The organism is Micromonospora sp. CNZ295, assembly GCF_004217535.1.
This window is the reverse complement of the sequence record NZ_SHKZ01000001.1, coordinates 6401454-6420969: the sequence shown is the minus strand read 5'-3', so window position 1 is coordinate 6420969 and position 19516 is coordinate 6401454. Positions and strand designations below refer to the sequence as shown.

Below are 19516 nucleotides of genomic sequence, written 5' to 3'. Positions count from 1 at the left end.
CCGGCACGCCCCGCGGCCGGCGCGCGGTCAGGACCGGTGCGCCAACCAGCCGGCCGGGCGGGCGAGGATCCGGCGGACCACCGAACCGGCCGCGCCGACGGTCGCCGCCTGGGTGCCGAGCGCCGCCGGGCGGACGGTCACCGGCGACCAGGCCGCCGTCAGGACCCGGCGGGAGACCTCGGCCAGCACCGGTGGGCGCAGCCACGGCGCCAGCGGGGCGTACCCGCCACCGAGGACCACCGTGTCCAGGTCGAGCAGGTTCACCACGCCGGCAACCGCCACGCCGAGCGCGGTCCCGGCGTCGTGCAGCGCGGCCCGGGTCTGCCCGTCACCGGCCCGGGCCAGTTCGGCCAACCGGTCGGCCGCCCGGTCGCCCGGCAGGTCCGCCCCGGCCAGGCCGGCCGCGGCGAGGACGGCCTCCTGGCCGGCGTACCGCTCCAGGCACCCGCGACCGCCGCAGCGGCACGGCGGGCCGTCCGGCTGGACCGGGAGGTGGCCGATCTCGCCGCTCCAGCCCCGTGCTCCCCGGAACAGCGCCCCGTGCAGGACGATGCCGGCGCCGATGCCGACCTCGCCGGAGATGTGCAGGAAGCTGGCCGGCCCGGGAGTCCCGGCGTGCAGTTCGCCGAGCGCGGCCAGGTTGGCCTCGTTGTCGACGACCAGGGCCGGTACGCCGGCGACCCGCTCGGTCAGCGCCGGATGGCGGGCGAGCAGCGCGGGCACCGGCACGTCCCGCCAGCCCAGGTTGGGTGCGAGGCGGACCAGGCCGGCGTCGTCGACGAGGCCGGGCACGGCGAGCGCCGCCCCGGCCAGGGTGAGCCCCTGCCGGGCCGCGTCCGCCCGGGCGGCGGCGGCCAGGGCGGCGAGCCGGTCGAGCGCCCCGGCGGGCGGGACGGGCCGCAGGTCGGCCCGCTCGACCGTCTGGTGCCGCACCTGGCCGGCGAGATCCACCACGCAGACGGAGAGGTAGTCGACGTTCACCTCCAGGCCCAGCCCGGCCGGGCCGGCGTCGGAGAGGACGAGCCCTCGGGCGGGCCGCCCGGCGCCCGCCCGGGGTGCCGGCTCCACCTCGCTGACCAGCCGGCCGAGCAGCAGGTCCTCCACGACCGCGGAGACGGTGGCCCGGGTCAGGCCGGTCGCGGTGGCGAGGTCGGCCCGGGACGGCGGGCGGTCGGCGGCGGCGATCCGGCCGAGGACCAGGGCCAGGTTGTGCTCCCGCAGGCTGCCCTGTCGCGCCGCGGCCGCGGGTACGGCGGGTCGGGTCACCCCTTGACACTGCCACACGGTCGCCAAATAATTCAACCATTGAACAAATAGCGGACGACACCCCGGAGGTCTGCCATGGCACCCCGTCCCACCCCCGCCGACAAGTTCTCCTTCGGTCTCTGGACGGTGGGCTGGCAGGCCCAGGACCCGTTCGGCGACGCCACCCGGCCGGCGCTGGACCCGGTGGAGACGGTGCACCGGCTCGCCGAGCTCGGCGCGTACGGCGTCACCTTCCACGACGACGACCTGGTCCCGTTCGGCTCCGACGCGGCCACCCGCGACCAGCACGTCGCCCGGTTCCGCAAGGCCCTCGACGAGACCGGCCTGGTGGTGCCGATGGTCACCACCAACCTCTTCAAGCACCCGGTGTTCAAGGACGGCGGCTTCACCAGCAACGACCGCGACGTCCGGCGGTACGCGCTGCGCAAGGTGCTCCGCAACATCGACCTCGCCGCCGAGCTGGGCGCCCGTACCTTCGTGATGTGGGGCGGCCGGGAGGGCGCCGAGTACGACCTCGCCAAGGACGTGCGCGCCGCCCTGGACCGCTACCGGGAGGCCGTCGACCTGCTCTGCCAGTACGTCGTCGACCGCGGCTACGGCCTCCGCTTCGCCCTCGAGCCCAAGCCGAACGAGCCGCGCGGAGACATCCTGCTGCCCACCGTCGGGCACGCGCTGGCCTTCATCTCCACCCTGGCCCGCCCGGAGCTGGTCGGCCTCAACCCGGAGGTCGGCCACGAGCAGATGGCCGGGCTCAACTTCGCCCACGGCATCGCCCAGGCGCTCTGGCAGGGCAAGCTGTACCACATCGACCTCAACGGCCAGCGCGGCATCAAGTACGACCAGGACCTGGTCTTCGGCCACGGCGACCTGCTCAACGCGTTCGCCCTGGTCGACCTGCTGGAGCACGGCGGCCCGAACGGCGGCCCGGCGTACGACGGTCCCCGGCACTTCGACTACAAGCCGTCCCGCACCGAGGACCTGACCGGCGTGTGGGCCTCGGCCGCGGCGAACATGCGCACGTACCTGCTGCTCAAGGAGCGGGCGGCGGCGTTCCGGGCGGACCCGGAGGTCGCCGAGGCGCTCGCCGCGAGCCGGGTCGCCGACCTCGCCACCCCGACGCTGGCCGACGGCGAGAGCTACGCCGACCTGCTCGCCGACCGGTCCGCCTTCGAGGAGTACGACGTGGACGCGGCCGCGGCGCGCGGCTTCGGCTTCGTCCGGCTCAACCAGCTCGCCGTCGAGCACCTGCTCGGCGCCCGCTGAGGCGCCCGCCATGTCCCCACTCGTGGCCGGCGTCGACTCGTCGACCCAGTCCTGCAAGGTGGTCGTCCGGGACGCGGAGACCGGAGCCCTGGTCCGCGAGGGCCGGGCGCCGCACCCGGACGGCACCGAGGTCGACCCCGCCGCCTGGTGGTCGGCGCTGGCTGCGGCCGTGGCCGCCGCCGGCGGGCTCGCCGACGTCGCGGCGATCTCGGTGGCCGGCCAGCAGCACGGCATGGTCTGCCTCGACGAGAACGGCGCGGTGGTCCGGCCGGCGTTGCTGTGGAACGACACCCGGTCGGCGGGGGCCGCCGCCGACCTGATCGCCGAGGCGGGCGACGGGGACGCGGGCCGGCGGTTCTGGGCCGACGCGGTGGGCTCCGTACCGGTGGCCAGCTTCACCGTCACGAAGCTGCGCTGGCTGGCCCGGCACGAGCCGGCGGAGGCCGCCCGGGTGGCCGCCGTCTGCCTGCCGCACGACTGGTTGACCTGGCGGCTCGCCGGCGCCCCCGGCCTGGATGCGCTGGGCACCGACCGCAGTGACGCCAGCGGCACCGGCTACTGGTCCCCGGCCACCGGGGAGTACCGCCCGGACCTGCTGGAACGCGCGTTCGGCCGGGCCCTGGCGGTGCCCCGGGTCCGCGGCCCGGCCGAGGCCGCCGGCCGGCTCGACCCGGCCGCGCTCGGCGGGCCGCGGCCCGCCGGGGCGGCCCTGCTCGGCCCGGGGGCCGGTGACAACGCCGCCGCCGCGTTCGGCGTCGGCGCGGGGTCCGGTGACGTGGTCGTCTCGATCGGCACGTCCGGCACCGTGTTCAGCGTCGCGGAAGGTCCGGCGGCGGACCCGAGCGGGATCGTGGCCGGCTTCGCCGACGTCACCGGCCGGTTCCTGCCGCTGGTCTGCACGCTCAACGCCGCGCGGGTGCTCGACGCGGCCGCCACGCTGCTCGGCGTCGATCTCGACGAGCTGGCCGACCTGGCGCTCGCCGCCCCACCCGGTGCGGACGGTCTGGTCCTGGTGCCGTACCTGGAGGGGGAGCGGACCCCGAACCGGCCCGACGCCACCGGCTCGGTGCACGGGCTCACGCTGCGCACCTCGACGCCGGCGCACCTGGCCCGGGCCGCCGTCGAGGGGATGCTCTGCGCGCTCGCGGACGGCCTGGACGCCCTCGTCGCGCAGGGCGCCACCGTGCGCCGGGTGCTGCTGGTCGGCGGCGGCGCCCGCTCGGCCGCCGTCCGGCGGATCGCCCCGCAGGTCTTCGGCGTCCCGGTGGTCGTCCCGCCGCCCGGCGAGTACGTCGCCGACGGTGCCGCCCGGCAGGCCGCCTGGGTCGCGCTGGGCGGGGCGGAGCCACCGGTGTGGACCCCCGCCGACACGGAGACGTACGAGGCCGACGCCGTTCCCGCCATCCGCGAGCGGTACGCGGCGGCCCGCGACCACGTGCTGGACCGCTGATCCGCCACCCCACCCCGGTGACCGGGTCGTGATCCCGTCCTGGTTGGCTGCCGGCATGACCTTGGCCACGGGCGGCCCGGCACGGGCGTGGGGCGGCGGCACGGCGCACCGGTTCTACAGCGTCGTGGTGTTCGTGGTGCTCGCCTCGCTGGACAACGTGGCGATCGGCCTGGTGCCCCCGCTGTACGGCTCGATCGCCGACGCGCTCGACGTGCCCCAGCGCATGCTCGGCCTGGTCACCGCGGTCAGCTTCCTGGTCAGCGCGGTGGCCGCGGTCGGCTGGGCGTACGTCGGGGACCGCACCAACCGCAAGTCGCTGCTGATGGTCGGCACCCTGATCTGGGCGGTGGGCACCGGTGGCAGCGCGGTCGCCGGGAACTACCCGACGTTCCTGGCCGCCCAGCTGATCGGCGCGGTGGGGCTGGGCGCGGTCGGCTCGGTCGGCTTCTCGGTCGTCACCGACCTGATCTCGCCGCGCCGCCGCGGCCTGGTGATGAGCTTCTGGGGGCTGTCCCAGGGCGTCGGCACCCTGGCCGGCACCCTGGTCGGCGGGCTGCTCGGGGCGGCGGACTGGCGGCGCCCGTTCCTGGTGCTCACCGTCGTCGGCCTCGGCGCGACCGCCGCGTACCTGTTCACCTACGACATCCGGCGCGGGCAGAGCGAACCGGAACTCGCCGAGCGGCTCGCCGGCGGCGGCGAGTACGACTACCGGATCAGCCGCGCCGACCTGCCGAGGATCCTGGGCCGGCGGACGAACCGCTGGCTGATCCTCCAGGGCCTCACCGCGCAGGCGGCGTTCGGCTCGCTGGTCTGGCTGCCGGTGCTCTTCACCGAGCGGGCGGAGGCGCAGGGCTACTCGGCGGCCACCGCCGTCGTGGTGGGCAGCGTCTTCGCCACCCTGTTCCAGCTCGGCGGTGTCTTCTCCATCGTCGGCGGGCTGGTCGGGGACGCGCTGCAACGCCGTACCCCCTCCGGGCGGGCGCTGGTGGCGTCCGTCGGCATCCTGGCGGCGGTCCCGTTCTACCTGGTGCTCTTCTTCGTGCCGATCCGCATCGACGTGCCCGACGGCGCCGGCTCCGGCGCGGTCGTCGGCGCGGTGCTGGCCAGCGTGCTGACCGAGCCGACGGTCGGGCTCAGCCTGCTGACCGCGCTGCTGGCCCTCGCCCTCACCTCGGCGAACTCGCCGAACTGGTTCGCCCTGATCGCCGACGTCAACCCCCCGGAGCACCGGGGGACCGTCTACAGCCTCGGCAACCTGGTCAACGGTGTCGGCCGGGCCGCCGGGAACGGCCTGGTCGGGGTGGCCTTCCACGGGCTGCGGGCGGCCTTCCCGCCGCCGCTGAACTACGCGGTCGGGCTCGCCGCCTTCCAGCTGTTCTTCGTGCCCACCGGCATCATGTACTGGCTCGCCGCCCGCACGTCCCCGCGTGACATCGCCGACGTGCGGGACCTGCTGCACACCCGCGCGGAACGGATGTGAGGAAGGGCCCCCTTCGCAACGCCTCGCGTTGTACCAGGGGCCCCTCTCAACACCTCACGCCGTACGCGCCCACACCGTCACGTCGGTGGGCACCAGGCCGTCGTCGGTGAGCGGGGCGCTCGTGACGAGCACCTCGCCCGCCGGCGCCGGCACCGGGGCGTCGCCGAAGTTGGTCAACACGGTCAGCGGCCCGTTGCGGAAGCTCAGCACCTCGTCGCCGGTGGCGAGCCAGGCCAGTGCCCCCCGGCCCAGCCCGTGCTGGCGGCGCAGGCGCAACGCCGCCCGGTACAGCTCGTACGTCGAGCCGGGCACGCCGCGCTGCCGGTCCAGGGCGTACTCCGCCCACACCGGTGGCTGGGGCAGCCAGCTCGCGTCGGTGGGCCCGAAGCCGTACGACGGGGCGTCGGCCTCCCACGGGACCGGCACCCGGCAGCCGTCCCGGCCGCGCTGGGTGTGGCCGCTGCGCTTCCACGTCGGGTCCTGCCGCGCCTCGTCCGGCATCGTGGTGTGCTCGGGCAGGCCCAGCTCCTCGCCCTGGTACAGGTACGCCGAACCGGGCAGGGCGAGCATCAGCAGGGTGGCCGCCCGGGCCCGGCGCAGGCCGAGCGCGGCGTCCGGCTGCCGGTCGCCGATGCCGATGCCGTTCGGTCTCGGGGTGCCGACCGGCAGGCCGAGCCGGGAGGCGTGCCGGACCACGTCGTGGTTGGACAACACCCAGGTGGTCGGGGCGTCGACCGCGTCGGTGGCCTCCAGCGAGCGGGTGATCACCGCGTACTGGGCGGGCGCGGTCCAGGAGGCGAGCAGGTACTCGAAGTTGAAGGCCTGGTGCATCTCGTCCGGGCGCACGTACCGGGCGAGCCGCTCGGCCGGCTCCACCCACGCCTCGGCGACCAGGACGCGCTCGCCCGGGTAGCTGTCCAGGAGCGCGCGCCAGTCGCGGTAGATGTCGTGGACGCCGTCCTGGTCCCACATCGGCGGGCGCGGCTTGTCGATCTCGCGGCCGGAGAGGATCTCCTGCGGCTCCTGCCAGTCGGCCAGGTCGGCCTGCTTGACCAGGCCGTGCGCCACGTCCACGCGGAAGCCGTCCACGCCCCGGTCCAGCCAGAAGCGCAGCACGTCGAGGAACTCCTCCCGGACCTCGGGGTTGTCCCAGTTCAGGTCGGGCTGGCCCGGGTCGAACAGGTGGAGGTACCACTGCCCGGGTCGGCCGTCGGCCTCGGTGATCCGGGTCCACGCCGGCCCGCCGAAGACGCTCTGCCAGTCGTTGGGCGGCTGGTCGCCGGCCGGGCCCCGGCCGTCCCGGAAGACGTACCGGTTCCGCTCCGGGCTGCCGGGGGCCGCCGCGAGGGCGGCGGTGAACCACCGGTGCGCCGACGAGGTGTGGTTCGGGACGAGGTCGACGATGACCCGCAGGCCCCGCGATCGCGCCTCGGCGATCAGCTTGTCCGCGTCGGCGAGCGTGCCGAACAGCGGGTCGACGTCCCGGTAGTCGGCGACGTCGTATCCGGCGTCGGCCTGCGGGGACGGGTAGAACGGCGAGAGCCAGACGGCGTCCACCCCCAGCTCCACCAGGTGGTCGAGGCGGGCGGTGATGCCGGGCAGGTCGCCGATCCCGTCGCCGTTCGAGTCGGCGAAGGAGCGCGGGTAGACCTGGTAGATGACGGCCTCGGTCCACCAGCCGGTGGCCGGGTCGACGGACTGCTCGTGCGTCGGATTGCTGTTCAGGGCCTTCTCCCATGATCGAGCCGTACAGGCTGGCGGTCGGCCGGGCGGCTTGTCGTTAGTGTGCCCGTGGTGGTGCGGTCGATTCGCGCACGACCAGCCGAGTGGGCAGGATCACCGGGCCGTCCGTCGCGCCGGCGCAGAGCGGGTCGACCGGGCGGCCGGCCAGCGAGCCGAGCAGGATCTTCGCGCCGAGCAGACCCTGGTCCGTCGCGGACTGGGCGATGGTGGTCAGGCCGAGCACACCGGAGAGCGCGTGGTCGTCGATGCCGATGACGCTGACGTCGTCCGGCACCCGCAGCCCGGCGTCGCGCAGCGCGGACAGGGCTCCCATCGCCATCTCGTCGGACGCGGCGAAGATGGCCGTCGGCGGGTCGCCCCGGCGGAGCAGCTCCTCGGTGGCCCGGGTGCCGCCGTCGACGTCGAACCGCGACTCGACGTCGAGGCTCGGGTCCGGGCGGACGCCCGCGGCGCGCAGCGCCTCCCGGTAGCCGCGGCGCCGGTCCAGGTGGGTGGTGAAGGCGAGTTCGTCGTCGGGGTCGCCGGAGATGTGGGCGATCCGCCGGTGCCCGAGGTCGAGCAGGTGCCGGGTGGCGGTCCGGGCGGCGGCGAAGTCGTCGATGCGTACGCACGGCCAGCCCGGCACGCTGGTCCCGGAGCTGACGGTCACGCCGGGCAGTTCGAGCGCGCCCAGGAAGGCGAGCTCCGGGGCCCGTAGCGGGGTGGCCACCAGCATCATGCCGTCCACCCGCTTGTGCAGGTTGGCGGTGCGCAGCACCCGCTGCCGGGTCTGCTCCCGCCCGCCGAGGTTGTGCAGCAGCAGGTCGTAGCCGGCCTGGTGGAGGAAGTCCTCGACCGCCTCGACGACGACGCCGAAGAACCAGCGGGTGATCCGGGGGACGACCACGGCGACCGTGCCGGTCCGCCCGCCGGCCAGCCGCGACGCGCTGGGCGAGACGGCGTACTGCAGCTGCTCGGCGGCGGCGAGCACCCGGCGCCGGGTCGCCGCCGACACCGTCGGAAGTCCACGCAGCGCCCGGGAGACGGTGGCCGTCGAGACCCCGGCCAGCCGGGCGACGTCGTCGATCCTCGTCACGCTCACCCCGCTCTCGCTCCCGCTCCGCCACCGGGCCCGGCGGCGGAGCGGGAGCGTGGATCAGCCCTTGACGCTGCCGGCGAGCAGCCCGCGCACGAAGTAGCGCTGGAGCGACAGGAACACGATCAGCGGTACGACCATCGAGACGAACGCTCCGGCGGTCAGCCGCTGCCACTCGTTGCCCCGGGTGCCGGCCATCTCGGCGAGCCGGACGGTCAGCGGGGCGGTCTCGTCGCCACCACCCGCGAAGATCAGCGCGACCAGCAGGTCGTTCCAGACCCAGAGGAACTGGAAGATGCCGTACGCGGCGAGCGCCGGGGTGATCAGCGGCAGGACGATGGTGCGGAAGATCTTCGGGTGGGTGGCCCCGTCGACCCGGGCCGCCTCCATCAGATCCCTGGGTAGTTGCGAGATGAAGTTGTGCAGCAGGAACACGGCGAACGGGAGCGCGAAGCAGGTGTGCGCGAACCAGACCTGGGCGAATCTCTGGGCGCCGTCCAGGTCCCACGCCGGCAGCAGGGTGATGCCGGCCACCGTGACCCCGGTGGAGAAGAACCTCAGCAGCGGCACCAGTGCCATCTGCAGGGGCACGATCTGTAGTGCGAAGATCCCGATGTAGAGCCAGTCGCGGCCCCGGAAGTTCATCCAGGCCAGCGAGTACGCGGTGAGCGTGGCGAAGGCGATCGGGAACAGCACGGAGGGGATCGTGATGGCTAGCGAGTTGATGAAGTAGCTGGCCAGCTGCCCGGACGACGACGACTGGCCGAACAGCACCTCCTGATAGTTCTGCAGGGTGAACTGGGGGTCGCGGAAGAAATTCCACCAGCCGGTGGTCTTGATCTGGTCCTCGGGCCGGACCGACGAGATCAGCAGGCCGAAGGTCGGGACCGTCCACAGCACCGCGATGACGATGGAGACGAGCGTTGCGGTCCGGGTGTTGAGGCGCTTGCGGACCCGGGTCGCGCGGCCGGGAGACTTCCGGACCTGCTGGGTGCCGGCGGCGACGGTGGGCGTGGCGGTGGTCATCTCAGCCCTCCCGCTGCTGACGCAGGTTGCGGATCTGGTAGAACACGATCGGCACGACCAGGATGAAGAGGACGACCGCGAGCGCCGAGCCCTGGCCGTTCTCGCCGTACCGGAAAGCCTGGTTGTACATCTCGTTGGCGATCACGCTGGTGTCGTAGTTGCCGTTGGTGGCGGTCCGGACGATGTCGAACACCTTGAGCGTGACGATGGACAGCGTCACGACCACGACGATCACCGCCGGGCGGATGCTGGGCAGCGTGACCTGCCAGAACATCTGCCAGGGCGTGACGCCGTCCAGCCGGGCGGCCTCGATGATCTCGGCGGGGATGGCCTTGATCGCGGCGGAGAGCACCACCATCGCGAAGCCGGCCTGGATCCAGATCATGATGACGATCAGCAGGAACGTGTTTATCGGGGGTTCCTGTAGCCAGGACTGCGGGGTGCCGCCGAGGCTCACCACGATCTGGTTGAGCAGGCCGATCTGCTCTTCGCCCGCGCCCCGGTAGGCGTAGACGAACCGCCAGATGATGGCGGCGCCGACCATCGAGATCGCCATCGGCATGAAGATCAGCGACTTGGCGATCGCCTCGAACCGGGCCCGGTCCACCAGCACCGCGTAGAGCAGGCCGAAGGCGGTCGCCAGCAGCGGTACCAGGATCACCCAGATCAGGGTGTTGGTCAGCACCCGGACGATCGCGTCCTCGTCGAACATCCAGACGTAGTTGCGGAACCCGACCCATTCGGTGCTGGTCCGGTCCATGAAGGACAGCAGCACGGTGCGGATCGCCGGCACCACCAGACCGATCAGGAGCAGCAGCACGGTCGGCAGCAGGAAGAACGTCGCGAGGCGGCCCTCCCGCGGTTTGGTCCGCCGGGGGACCGGCGCGCCGCTCGCCGAGACGGCCACCAGCTGGGCCTCCCGGCGCCGGGCCAGCCAGGCGGGCACGACGTCGAGCAGGAGGAGCAGTCCCCCCACCACCACGACGAACGCGATCAGGCCCCACATCAGCATGAGGAGCTTCGGCTGTTCGTCGGCGAAGTCGAAGTTCATCAACCCTCCCTCGTCAAGGGCTCGGATCGGACGACGGGCCGGCCCGCGGTGCGGGCCGGCCCGTCGTCACGCGATCACTTCCAGCTGCCCTCGATGCCCTGGAGCACCGTCGCCGTGTCCTTGCCGTTGATCCAGTCGACCATGCCCTTCCAGAAGGTCCCGGCGCCGACCGCCGCCGGCATCAGGTCGGAACCGTCGAAGCGGAACACCGTGCCCTTGTCCTGGAGGATCTGGACGGAGAGCTTGTCGATCGGGTTCGCCACGTTGGCCAGGTCGAGCTTGTTGTTCGCCGACACCCAGTCGCCGATCTTCGCGCGGCTGTTGGCGTACTCGCCGGAGGCCAGGTAGGTCTGCACCGCCTGCACCTCGGGCCGGTCGTTGAAGGCCGCGACGAACTCGCCGCCGCCCAGCACCGGCTTGCCCTTGGCCGGGTCGATGGCCGGGAAGTAGAACGCGAAGACGTCCCCGTCCTCGGCGACCCGGGTGCCCTCGGGCCACTGGTTGGCGTAGAACGACGCCTGCCGGTGCAGCGCGCACTTGCCCTGCAGGATCGGCAGGCCGCCGTCCTGGAAGGGGGTGGTGGCGATGCTCTTCACGCCGCCGAAGCCGCCGTTGACGTACTTCTCGTTCTTGAGGATGGTCCCGGCCCGGTCGACCGCCTCGGCGACCTTGGGGTCGTTGAACGGGATGCCGTGGGTCGTCCACTGGTCGTAGACCTCGGGGGTCTGCGTCCGCAGCATCAGGTCCTCGATCCAGTCCGTGGCCGGCCAACCGGTGGCGTCACCGGACTCGATGCCGGCGCACCACGGCTTGGTGCCGCTGGCCGCGATCGTGTCGCTGAGCTTGATCAGGTCGTCCCAGGTCTCCGGGACCGCCCAGCCCTTCTCCTTGAAGGTCTTGGGCGAGTACCACACGAACGACTTGACGTTCGAGCCGAGCGGCGCGCCGTAGAACGTGCCGTTGACCGTGCTGTACTTCAGCCAGTCGGGGGAGTAGTTGGCCTCGGCCATCGCCTTGGTGTCGGCGCCGGCGGGCTTCAGCTTGCCGGCGTCGGCGAAGCGCTTTAGCAGACCGGGCTGGGGGATGAACGCGATGTCCGGGGCGTTGCCGCCGTCGACGCGAACGCCGAGCTGGGCCTCGAACTCACCGCTGCCCTCGTGGTCGATCTCGATGCCGGTGCACTTCGAGAACTCCTCCCAGGACTGGTCCAGGCGGTCGGCCTCGATGTCCCGGATGGACGAGTAGATCGTCACCTTCTTGCCGCTGTGGCCCTGGTACTTCTCGTAGGCGGCGCACTCCGCGGAGCCCGCGTTGTCGTTGCTGTCGTCGTTGCCGCCGGTGCCGCAGGCCGTGGCGCTCAGCGCCAGCCCGAGTACGCCGGCGATCACGAAGGCCTGGCGTGGTCTGGTGAAGACCGCCATGCCGTCCTCCTTCCTTGCCGGCGCGGGGTCGCTACGACAGACCCCTGGCGCCGGTCCGATGGGCGTGACCACATGTAAGCGCTTGCATGAGGAGTGGTCCACCCCTGGGACGGACACGACTGAGTAACAGTCCGGAAACCTGGCGGTCGTGGCGGCGTAGTCAGCTGTTGAGCTGCCAGATCGCCAGGTTGAGCGCTCCGGCGTAGGTGACCCAGGCCCAGTACGGCAGCAGCAGCGCCGCGGCCGGCCGGGAGACCCGGCGGAAGAGCAGGACGGTGAACCCGATCGCCAGCCACAGCAGGACGATGTCGGCGAAGGCCAGGCCGTAGCGGCCGGCGCCGAAGAACAGCGGGGTCCAGATCGCGTTGAGGACGAGTTGCCCGGTCCACGCCCAGCCGGCCGGCCCGAACCCGGCGCGCCGCCAGACCAGCCAGCCGGCCACCGCGATCAGCGCGTACAGCACGGTCCAGACCGGGCCGAACAGCCACGGCGGTGGCGCCCACGCGGGCTGCGCGAGGCTCTGGTACTCGGCACCGGTTCCGCGTACGCCCAGCCCGCCGATCGCGGCCGCGACGAAGACGGCCGCGCCGAAGCCGAGCAGGGCCAGCCACTGCCGGGGGCCGGCGGCTGGTCGGGCGCTCCGAGAAATCTCCATGGCCGAGATATCTCCCCGTCAAGCGGGCGCTGAAACCCGGCGGCACGCACGGCGCCGGGGTCGTCGCGTCCGGACGCTCCGGTCGGGAGGACGGAGCTTCCGGCGGCGACGACCCCGGCGGGTCCCGGTGCCGGCGGCGTCGGTCGGCCGCGCCGTGGCGCGGCGACGAGCCGCCACGTCAGTTGAAGATGCTGACACCGCCCGGACCGACCAGCAGGCCGACGACGATGAGGACGATGCCCCAGAGGATCTGCCGCCGGAACAGCGCGAGAATCCCGGCGACCACCAGTACGACTGCGAGAATCCAGAGAATCAGCTCCATGCCGGCTGAGTACCCGAGGCGTTGATCCGGGAAACCTCGCCCTGATCGAGGTGATCGCCCAGATGGAAGACGCTGTACGCCTGCTTGATCACCGGGTGTGCCACGTTTCGTACGCGTACCCCGGCGGGGGTGGTGCCCCGCTCGCTCCCGTGGTGGGCGTGCCCGTGCAGGGCCAGCGCGGTGGGCGCCGAGTCGATCGCCTGACCCAGCTGGTAGCAGCCGAGAAAGGGGTAGATCTCCAGCGGCTCGCCGGCGAGCGTGTCGGGCACCGGGGAGTAGTGGGTGAGCGCGACCAGCACGTCGCAGTCGAGCGAGCGCAGGGCGTTCCCGAGCGCGTCCGCGCTCTCGGTGGTGGTCCGGACGAACGCTTTCATCTCCGGTTCCCCGAAGTCGCTGGCGCACCGCCCCGCGAAACCGCCGCCGAACCCCTTCACCCCGGCGACGCCGAGCCGGCCGCCCGCGCAGTCCAGCACCACACCGGTGCCCTCCAGCACGGTGATCCCCGCGTCCGCCAGCACCTTCACCACCTGCGGCACCTGGTCACACTGGTGGTCGTGGTTGCCGAGGACGGTCACCACGGGCACGCCCAGGCCACCGAACTCGCGGGCCACGCAGCGCGCCTCGGCCTCGGTGCCGTGCCGGGTCAGGTCACCGGCGAGCAGCAGCACGTCGGCGCAGTCGGGCAGTTCCTCCAGGGCCGGCCGGAAGCGGCCGACCACGTCCTCGTCCAGATGCACGTCGCCCACGGCGGCGATCCGGATCACCATCGTGCCTCCCTCAGGGCAGTTGCTCGATCTCCGTGGGTGCCTGCACGCGGATCAACCCGATGTCGCTGGTGATCGGCACGGCCGGGAAGCGCTCCGCGACCCGGCGCAGGATCTCCTCCCGCCGGTGCGGGCTCTCCACCTCGCCGTACAGCACGAGGCCGCGCTCCCGGCGGACCACGGTGATGCCCTGCTCGGCCACGTCGGGGTCCTCGGTGAGCAGCCGGTGGATCTCCGCCTCGACGTACTCGTCGGGTGGTCCCGTGGCGACGTCGCGATGCTCGGTCACGGTCTCCCCTCTCCCTCCGGGGTGCCGGCGTACGGCACCACCTCCAGCCGGTCCAGCAGCACCAGGAACGCCTCGGCGTACGGCGAGTGCTGCGTCTCCTTGCGTACCCGTTCCCAGTCGATCTGCTCCCGCAGCGAGCGGGCCAGTGGCAGGCCGCGGGCGAAGTCGCAGTAGTGCTGGGAGAAGCTGAGCAACTTGTGCACCATCAACTGGGTCGCCGAGAGCACCGGCATGTGGATCGCGTCGACCGGCCGGACCATCGTGTCGGCGAACGTCTCGTCGGTCACCGGGGTCTCGATCGGCCGGTGGATCAGGTCGACCATGCGGCCGTCGTCGAAGACCTTGACCAACCAGTCCTCCGGCGGGCGCTCGGCGGTGAACCCGGCCGCCACCAGCGACTCCAGGGCGTGGTCGACGTCGGCCTCGCGGATGAGGAAGTCGACGTCGTGCTCGCTGGAGTGGCCGCCGTGCGCGTACACCGCGAAGCTGCCGCCGAGCGCGAAGGGGATGTCTTCCTGCTTGAGCACGGCCGCGACCTTTTTCAGGGTGTGCACCAGGGTCTCGTCCCCGCGCTCGGCCATCTGGAACTCCCGTCGTGGTGGTCAGGGGGGAAGGGCGTCGAAGTCGGGTACCCGGCATGGCCGTCGACCACACCTGGCAGGCGCGCGGGTAGCTAGCAACTATCCCCAAAGCGGGCATAACGGGCAGAAGGCGAGCGTGGGTCGGTTAGCCTCGACAGGGTGGCCAGATCGAAGGGGGCGCGGCGCGGCAGGGCCCGATTGCGCACCGTCGCCCTGATCGGCATCGACGGCTCGGGCAAGACCACCCAGGCGCACCGGCTCGCCGACGCGCTGACCGCGGCGGGCCTGCCCGCCACCTACCACCGCAACGCGGGCGGCCGGCGCTTCCTCGGCCGGGTGGCGCAGCGGCTGGGCCGGCCGGACGCCCAACGCCTCCTCGGGCGCGGCGGGCTGCTGGTCGTGGAGTCCCTGCTGCGCTGGCTCGCCATCGCGGTCGCGCTGCTCAGCCACCTGGTGACCGGCCGGGTGGCGGTGATGGACCGCTACTCCGCCTGCCAGTACGCGAGCATCCGGGCGCACGGCGGGCACCGCTGGGAGCGCCTGGCCCGCCTCGGCTACCGCGTGTTCCCCCGCCCCCAGGTGACCTTCCTGCTGGCCGTGGACCCCGTCGAGGCGTACCGGCGGATCGAGCGGCGCGGCACCGACCACGAGAGCATCCGCTACCTGGCCGCGGCCGACCACGCGTACCGGACGCTGCCGGAGCACCCCACGTTCGTCCTGGTCGACGCGGGACGCCCGGCGGACGAGGTGAGCCGGCAGATCCGGGATCACCTCGACGGCTGGCTGGCCGCCCGGACGCAGCAGCCCGTCGCGCCGGCCGAGCCGGTCCCGTCCCGGGCGGCCGAGCCCGACCCCGTCCCGGTCCGGGCGTGAGCCCCGGCCGTCGGGCGGCTCAGGCCCGTCCGTAGACGGGGATGCCGGCGCCGCTGGTCGGCGCCGACTCCGGCGAGGCGAGGAACCGGACGACCGGCGCGATCTCGGCGGGGGAGACCCAGCGGGAGTGGTCGGCGTCCGGCTGGGCGGCGCGGTTCGCGGGGGTGTCGACGATGCTGGGCAGCACGGTGTTGCAGCGCACGCCGGCGGCCCGGTACTCCACCGCCACCGCGTTCGCGAACGCCAGCACCGCCGCCTTCGCCGTCGCGTACGCCGCCCCGCCGGGGAACGGGGCGACCGCCGCCCGGGACGACACGCAGACCACGGCGCCGCCGCCCGCCGCTACGAGGTGCGGCAGCGCTGAGCCGGTGACCAGCCAGGTCGGTCTGAGGTTGAGGGTGAGCATCCGCTCCAGCTCGTCGACCGGCGTCTCGTGCACCCGGCCGCCGGCGGCGTACCCCCCGACCAGGTTGACCACCGCCCGCAGCGGCGCGTCCGCGGCGCCCGCGGCGACCGCCACCGCGTGGCGCGCGCCCTCCGGGTCGGTCAGGTCCGCGACGACCCGGACGACGCCGCCGGCCGCGGGCTCCGTCGCCGTGCCCTCCCGCGAGGGTACGACCACCCGCCAGCCCTCCTCGGCGAACGCGGCGGTGACCGCCCCGCCGAGCCCGCCCGTGCCTCCGGTGACCAGCACACTGCGATCCGCCATGGCCACACGCTAGCGTCGCGCGCCCTTGGGCCGGGCCGCCGGGGCCGGGGCGGTACGGTCGGACCGGCGCCGACCGCCCCGGCGGGGCGGTACAGCCCGTCCGGCAGGCCGGCCCGACCCGGCCGGTGGAGGTGCCGAAAGACGGGTGGGTGGCACGCTGAGCCGGAGGTGGCGACCGGCTGTCGGGCGTACTTTTCCCGACACGTGCGGTGATGGTTGACGCTCAGGCGCTATGAAAGTAAGTTTCATCCGTGGCGAAGAGTTCGAAGATTTCTGCGAGTCACGAGCCCGGTGGACTGATCGTCCATATCAGTGGGCTGCTGCCGTCGCTGTCCCCCGCCGAGCAGCGGGTCGCCCGGCTGGTCGTGGCCGACCCGGCCGACGCGGCGCGGCGGACGATCACCGACCTCGCCACCGCCGCCGAGACCTCGGAGGCGACCGTCATCCGGTTCTGCCGCTCCGTCGGCATGGACGGTTACCCACAGTTGCGTATCCGGCTCGCCGCCGAGGCGGCCCGCCGGGTCGAGCCGCCGGACGCCCGCGTCGTCGGCGGCGACATCCCGCCCGGCGCGGACCTCGCGCAGATCATCGCCACCATCGCCTTCAACGACGCCCGGGCGGTCGAGGAGACGGCGGAGCAGCTCGACCCGGCCGTCTGCGAGCAGGTCGTCGACGCCATCGCCGCCGCCGGCCGCATCGACGTCTACGGTGCCGGCGCCAGCGGCTTCGTCGCCTCCGACTTCCAGCAGAAGCTGCACCGCATCGGCCGGACGGCCTTCTACTTCCCGGACGTGCACACCGCTCTCACCTCGGCCGCGCTGCTCGGGCGCGGCGACGTCGCCGTGGGCATCTCGCACACCGGCACCACCTCCGACGTGATCGAGGTGCTGGAGCAGGCCCGGGCCCGCGGCGCGGCCACCGTCGCACTCACCAACTTCCCGCGCTCGCCGATCACCGAGGTCGCCGACTTCGTGCTGACCACCGCCGCCCGCGAGACCACCTACCGCTCCGGCGCGATGGCCAGCCGGCTCGCGCAGCTCACCGTCGTCGACTGCCTCTTCGTCGGGGTGGCGGCGCGCAACCGGGCCCGGGCCCGCAAGGCGCTGGAGGTGACGGCCGCGGCGGTCCAGTCGCACCGGGTCGGCTCCGCCCGGAGGCGGGCATGACGGCGGTGGAGCCGGAGGAGGCCGCCCCCGAGGCGGCTCCGGCCATCCGGGTCGGCGCGCCCACCGAGCAACGCAACCCGCGCAGCATCGACCTGGACCTCATGTCGACCCGGGACGTCCTGACGGTGATCAACGAGGCCGACCGCCGGGTGCCGGGTGCCGTCGCCGCCGTCCTCGACGAGATCGCCACCACCGTCGACCTGGCCGTGGCCGCGCTGCGCGCCGGGCACCGGGTCCACTACTTCGGCGCCGGCACGTCCGGTCGCCTCGGCGTGCTCGACGTCGCCGAACTGGCCCCCACCTTCAACTCCCCCCGGAACTGGTTCTGCGCCCACCTGGCCGGCGGTCAGGGCGCCATGTGGCGGGCGGTCGAGAACGTGGAGGACGACGACCGGGGCGGTGCGGCCGAGGCCGCCGAGTGCGTCGAGGCCGGTGACGTCGTGGTCGGCCTCGCCGCCAGCGGGCGCACCCCGTACGTCCTCGGGGCGCTCGCCGCGTCCCGGGCCAAGGGCGCCGCGACCGTGCTGCTCTGCGCGAACCCGGAGGCCGAGGCCGCCCGGTCGGTCGACGTGTTCATCGGGGTGGACACCGGACCCGAGGTGATCACCGGGTCGACCCGGATGAAGGCGGGCACCGCGCAGAAGCTGGTGTTGAACATGTTCTCCACGGCCGTCATGGTCCGGTTGGGGCGGGTCTACTCGAACCTCATGATCGACATGGTGGCCACCAACGCCAAGCTCCGCGGCCGGATGATCTCGATCCTGATGGAGGCCACCGGGTGTGGCGAGGAGATCTGCCGGCGGGCGCTGCAGGAGGCCGACGGCGACCTGAAGACCGCCCTCGTCTCGCTCGTGTCCGGTGCCGGCGTCACCGCCGCGCGGGCCGCGCTGGCCCGCTCCGAGGACCACGTCCGCGACGCCCTGGCGCTGCTCGCCTCCTGACGCCCGCGGTCACCTTCCCGGGGCCGGGCATAGAACCGGCCTCCGGATTGTTCACCTGAGCGTGGGGTATTACCACGGGCGTGGATGAACCGACCGGTCCACCGGCGCGTATCTGGCAGTGACCAGAATCGCAGTTCGGTGGTGACCCCGGTCGCTGTGCCCCTGGTCCGGGCAGTGCTGCCATGGACCGTGGGGAACGGTCAACCGTCGATCCACCAGCCCGTACGTGATGCCCGCCGGAGAGCCGCCACATGGGGTGCTGACAGCAAACATGGACCGCGCTCTCAGCTGATTATCAGGCATTCGTGACACTTTCGACTCACGACATGGAATCCCCGACGCGTCTCATCTGTTGTGCAGGTGTCAGCACCGAGGGACACAGCGGAAGTTACGGGGAGGGAGCTGACGGACGTGGGGATGGCAAGGAACCGGGCAGCCGGCGCTAGCGAGGGGACCGTGGGCAACGTGGACAAGAACATCGGCATGCGGACCGACGAGGTCGCCGAGGAGCGCGACCTGGTCGGCGTCTACCTTCACGAGATCTCCCGGACGCCGTTGCTGGACGCCGCCACGGAGGTCGACCTCTCCAAGGCCATCGAGGCCGGGCTCTACGCCGAGCACCTGCTCGACGAGGACCGCGTCCCGGCCGGTGTGCAGCGGGAGGAACTCGAGCGGCTGGTCGCCGAGGGGGAGCGGGCCAAGGACCTGTTCATCCGCGCCAACCTCCGGCTGGTCGTGTCGATCGCCCGGCGGTACGTCCGCTCCGGGATGCCCATGCTGGACCTGATCCAGGAGGGCAACACCGGCCTGGTCCGGGCGGTCGAGAAGTTCGACTACGAGCGCGGCTTCAAGTTCTCCACCTACGCGACGTGGTGGATCCGCCAGGCCATCAGCCGGGCGATCGCCCAGCAGGAGCGCACCGTGCGCCTGCCGGTCCACCTGGTGGAGGACGTCAACCGGATGCGCAACGTGGCCCGGCAGCTGACCCGCGAACTGGGCAGCGACCCGGAGCCGGAGCAGATCGCGGCGGCGCTCGGCGTCACCGTCGAGCGGGTCAACGAGCTGGTCCGCTGGTCGCAGGACACCGTGTCGCTGGACACGCCGGTCGGCGACGACGGCGACACCAACCTCGGTGACCTGGTCGCCGACAGCGACGCGCCGTCGCCGGAGGACATCGTCCTCACCGGTCTGGAGCGGCAGCGCATCGAGGGCCTGCTCAACCACCTCGACGACCGGTCGGCCGGGATCATGCGGGCCCGGTACGGCCTCGAGGACGGCCGGGAGCACTCGCTCACCGAGGTGGCCTCGCGGTTCTCGCTCTCGCGGGAGCGGATCCGGCAGCTCGAGATCCAGGCCCTCGGCCGGCTGCGCGAGCTGGCCCGCGCCGAGGGGCTGCAGGCGGCCTGAGCTGGTAGGAATGACGCGGAACGGCCGGCGTCCG

The 19516-nt window shown here is 73.0% G+C and carries 19 protein-coding genes; 7 read left to right on the top strand and 12 right to left on the bottom strand.

Features of this window, described 5'->3' with window-relative positions; all coding sequences use genetic code 11:
• Positions 1-27 precede the first annotated feature (27 nt).
• Positions 28-1266, bottom strand: a complete 1239-nt coding sequence (locus EV376_RS29930; protein WP_486482844.1) for an ROK family protein — start codon at positions 1264-1266, stop codon at positions 28-30.
• A gap of 75 nt (positions 1267-1341) precedes the next feature.
• Here EV376_RS29930 and xylA point away from each other — a divergent pair, with 75 nt between their 5' ends.
• The 3 genes from xylA to EV376_RS29915 are packed head-to-tail and all read left to right on the top strand — an operon-like array spanning position 1342 to position 5459.
• Positions 1342-2529, top strand: coding sequence for a xylose isomerase (gene xylA / locus EV376_RS29925; protein WP_130328447.1), 1188 nt, complete (start codon positions 1342-1344; stop codon positions 2527-2529).
• A 10-nt stretch (positions 2530-2539) separates the two neighbouring features.
• On the top strand, positions 2540-3979 hold the full coding sequence (gene xylB / locus EV376_RS29920) for a xylulokinase (protein WP_130328446.1): 1440 nt from the start codon (positions 2540-2542) through the stop codon (positions 3977-3979).
• 55 nt (positions 3980-4034) lie between these two features.
• On the top strand, positions 4035-5459 hold the full coding sequence (locus EV376_RS29915) for an MFS transporter (RefSeq protein ID WP_130328445.1): 1425 nt from the start codon (positions 4035-4037) through the stop codon (positions 5457-5459).
• 54 nt (positions 5460-5513) lie between these two features.
• Here EV376_RS29915 and EV376_RS29910 read toward each other — a convergent pair whose 3' ends face one another.
• The 10 genes from EV376_RS29910 to EV376_RS29870 form a co-directional block, all read right to left on the bottom strand.
• The gene (locus tag EV376_RS29910) at positions 5514-7184 is read right to left on the bottom strand and encodes a glycoside hydrolase family 13 protein (protein WP_130328444.1); all 1671 of its coding nucleotides are present in this window, start codon (positions 7182-7184) and stop codon (positions 5514-5516) included.
• A gap of 55 nt (positions 7185-7239) precedes the next feature.
• On the bottom strand, positions 7240-8277 hold the full coding sequence (locus tag EV376_RS29905; RefSeq protein WP_130328933.1) for a LacI family DNA-binding transcriptional regulator: 1038 nt from the start codon (positions 8275-8277) through the stop codon (positions 7240-7242).
• 60 nt (positions 8278-8337) lie between these two features.
• Entirely contained in the window at positions 8338-9303 is a 966-nt protein-coding gene (locus EV376_RS29900; protein ID WP_130328443.1) for a carbohydrate ABC transporter permease, read from the bottom strand.
• A 1-nt stretch (position 9304) separates the two neighbouring features.
• On the bottom strand, positions 9305-10354 hold the full coding sequence (locus EV376_RS29895; protein WP_130328442.1) for a carbohydrate ABC transporter permease: 1050 nt from the start codon (positions 10352-10354) through the stop codon (positions 9305-9307).
• 74 nt (positions 10355-10428) lie between these two features.
• Entirely contained in the window at positions 10429-11775 is a 1347-nt protein-coding gene (locus EV376_RS29890; RefSeq protein WP_130328441.1) for an ABC transporter substrate-binding protein, read from the bottom strand.
• A gap of 160 nt (positions 11776-11935) precedes the next feature.
• Positions 11936-12430: a TspO/MBR family protein gene (locus EV376_RS29885; RefSeq protein WP_130328440.1), complete on the bottom strand. Its 495-nt coding sequence runs from the start codon at positions 12428-12430 to the stop codon at positions 11936-11938.
• A gap of 178 nt (positions 12431-12608) precedes the next feature.
• Positions 12609-12752 (bottom strand): GPGG-motif small membrane protein, encoded by a 144-nt coding sequence (locus EV376_RS30420; protein ID WP_007464364.1) that lies wholly within the window; start codon positions 12750-12752, stop codon positions 12609-12611.
• The gene (locus tag EV376_RS29880; RefSeq protein WP_130328439.1) at positions 12743-13519 is read right to left on the bottom strand and encodes a metallophosphoesterase; all 777 of its coding nucleotides are present in this window, start codon (positions 13517-13519) and stop codon (positions 12743-12745) included. Before EV376_RS29880 ends, EV376_RS30420 begins: the two co-directional genes overlap by 10 nt.
• A gap of 10 nt (positions 13520-13529) precedes the next feature.
• Positions 13530-13805 (bottom strand): hypothetical protein, encoded by a 276-nt coding sequence (locus EV376_RS29875; protein WP_130328438.1) that lies wholly within the window; start codon positions 13803-13805, stop codon positions 13530-13532.
• Positions 13802-14386: a nucleotidyltransferase gene (locus tag EV376_RS29870; protein ID WP_130328437.1), complete on the bottom strand. Its 585-nt coding sequence runs from the start codon at positions 14384-14386 to the stop codon at positions 13802-13804. The genes EV376_RS29875 and EV376_RS29870 overlap by 4 nt, the downstream gene beginning before the upstream one ends.
• Before the next feature lie 159 nt (positions 14387-14545).
• Here EV376_RS29870 and EV376_RS29865 point away from each other — a divergent pair, with 159 nt between their 5' ends.
• Entirely contained in the window at positions 14546-15259 is a 714-nt protein-coding gene (locus EV376_RS29865; RefSeq protein WP_130328436.1) for a dTMP kinase, read from the top strand.
• 19 nt (positions 15260-15278) lie between these two features.
• Here EV376_RS29865 and EV376_RS29860 read toward each other — a convergent pair whose 3' ends face one another.
• Positions 15279-15968, bottom strand: coding sequence for an SDR family NAD(P)-dependent oxidoreductase (locus EV376_RS29860; protein WP_130328435.1), 690 nt, complete (start codon positions 15966-15968; stop codon positions 15279-15281).
• A 251-nt stretch (positions 15969-16219) separates the two neighbouring features.
• On the opposite strand from EV376_RS29860, the gene EV376_RS29855 reads away from it, so the two are divergent.
• From EV376_RS29855 to EV376_RS29840, 3 genes are all read left to right on the top strand, one after another.
• A complete protein-coding gene (locus EV376_RS29855) occupies positions 16220-17134 on the top strand; it encodes a MurR/RpiR family transcriptional regulator (RefSeq protein WP_130328434.1) in 915 nt (304 codons plus the stop codon).
• Positions 17131-18075, top strand: a complete 945-nt coding sequence (gene murQ / locus EV376_RS29850) for an N-acetylmuramic acid 6-phosphate etherase (protein ID WP_130328433.1) — start codon at positions 17131-17133, stop codon at positions 18073-18075. Before EV376_RS29855 ends, murQ begins: the two co-directional genes overlap by 4 nt.
• A gap of 417 nt (positions 18076-18492) precedes the next feature.
• Positions 18493-19482: a sigma-70 family RNA polymerase sigma factor gene (locus EV376_RS29840; RefSeq protein WP_207228472.1), complete on the top strand. Its 990-nt coding sequence runs from the start codon at positions 18493-18495 to the stop codon at positions 19480-19482.
• Positions 19483-19516 lie beyond the last annotated feature (34 nt).

Excerpts from the sequence above, each read along its gene's own strand:
- EV376_RS29915 (WP_130328445.1), top strand. The coding sequence starts at position 4,035 with ATGACCTTGGCCACGGGCGGCCCGGCACGGGCGTGGGGCGGCGGCACG.
- xylB (WP_130328446.1), top strand. The coding sequence starts at position 2,540 with ATGTCCCCACTCGTGGCCGGCGTCGACTCGTCGACCCAGTCCTGCAAG.
- EV376_RS29840 (WP_207228472.1), top strand. The coding sequence starts at position 18,493 with ATGGCAAGGAACCGGGCAGCCGGCGCTAGCGAGGGGACCGTGGGCAAC.
- EV376_RS29890 (WP_130328441.1), bottom strand. The coding sequence starts at position 11,775 with ATGGCGGTCTTCACCAGACCACGCCAGGCCTTCGTGATCGCCGGCGTA.
- EV376_RS29860 (WP_130328435.1), bottom strand. The coding sequence starts at position 15,968 with ATGGCGGATCGCAGTGTGCTGGTCACCGGAGGCACGGGCGGGCTCGGC.
- EV376_RS29885 (WP_130328440.1), bottom strand. The coding sequence starts at position 12,430 with ATGGAGATTTCTCGGAGCGCCCGACCAGCCGCCGGCCCCCGGCAGTGG.
- EV376_RS29900 (WP_130328443.1), bottom strand. The coding sequence starts at position 9,303 with ATGACCACCGCCACGCCCACCGTCGCCGCCGGCACCCAGCAGGTCCGG.
- murQ (WP_130328433.1), top strand. The coding sequence starts at position 17,131 with ATGACGGCGGTGGAGCCGGAGGAGGCCGCCCCCGAGGCGGCTCCGGCC.
- EV376_RS30420 (WP_007464364.1), bottom strand. The coding sequence starts at position 12,752 with ATGGAGCTGATTCTCTGGATTCTCGCAGTCGTACTGGTGGTCGCCGGG.
- EV376_RS29895 (WP_130328442.1), bottom strand. The coding sequence starts at position 10,354 with ATGAACTTCGACTTCGCCGACGAACAGCCGAAGCTCCTCATGCTGATG.
- EV376_RS29870 (WP_130328437.1), bottom strand. The coding sequence starts at position 14,386 with ATGGCCGAGCGCGGGGACGAGACCCTGGTGCACACCCTGAAAAAGGTC.
- xylA (WP_130328447.1), top strand. The coding sequence starts at position 1,342 with ATGGCACCCCGTCCCACCCCCGCCGACAAGTTCTCCTTCGGTCTCTGG.
- EV376_RS29880 (WP_130328439.1), bottom strand. The coding sequence starts at position 13,519 with ATGGTGATCCGGATCGCCGCCGTGGGCGACGTGCATCTGGACGAGGAC.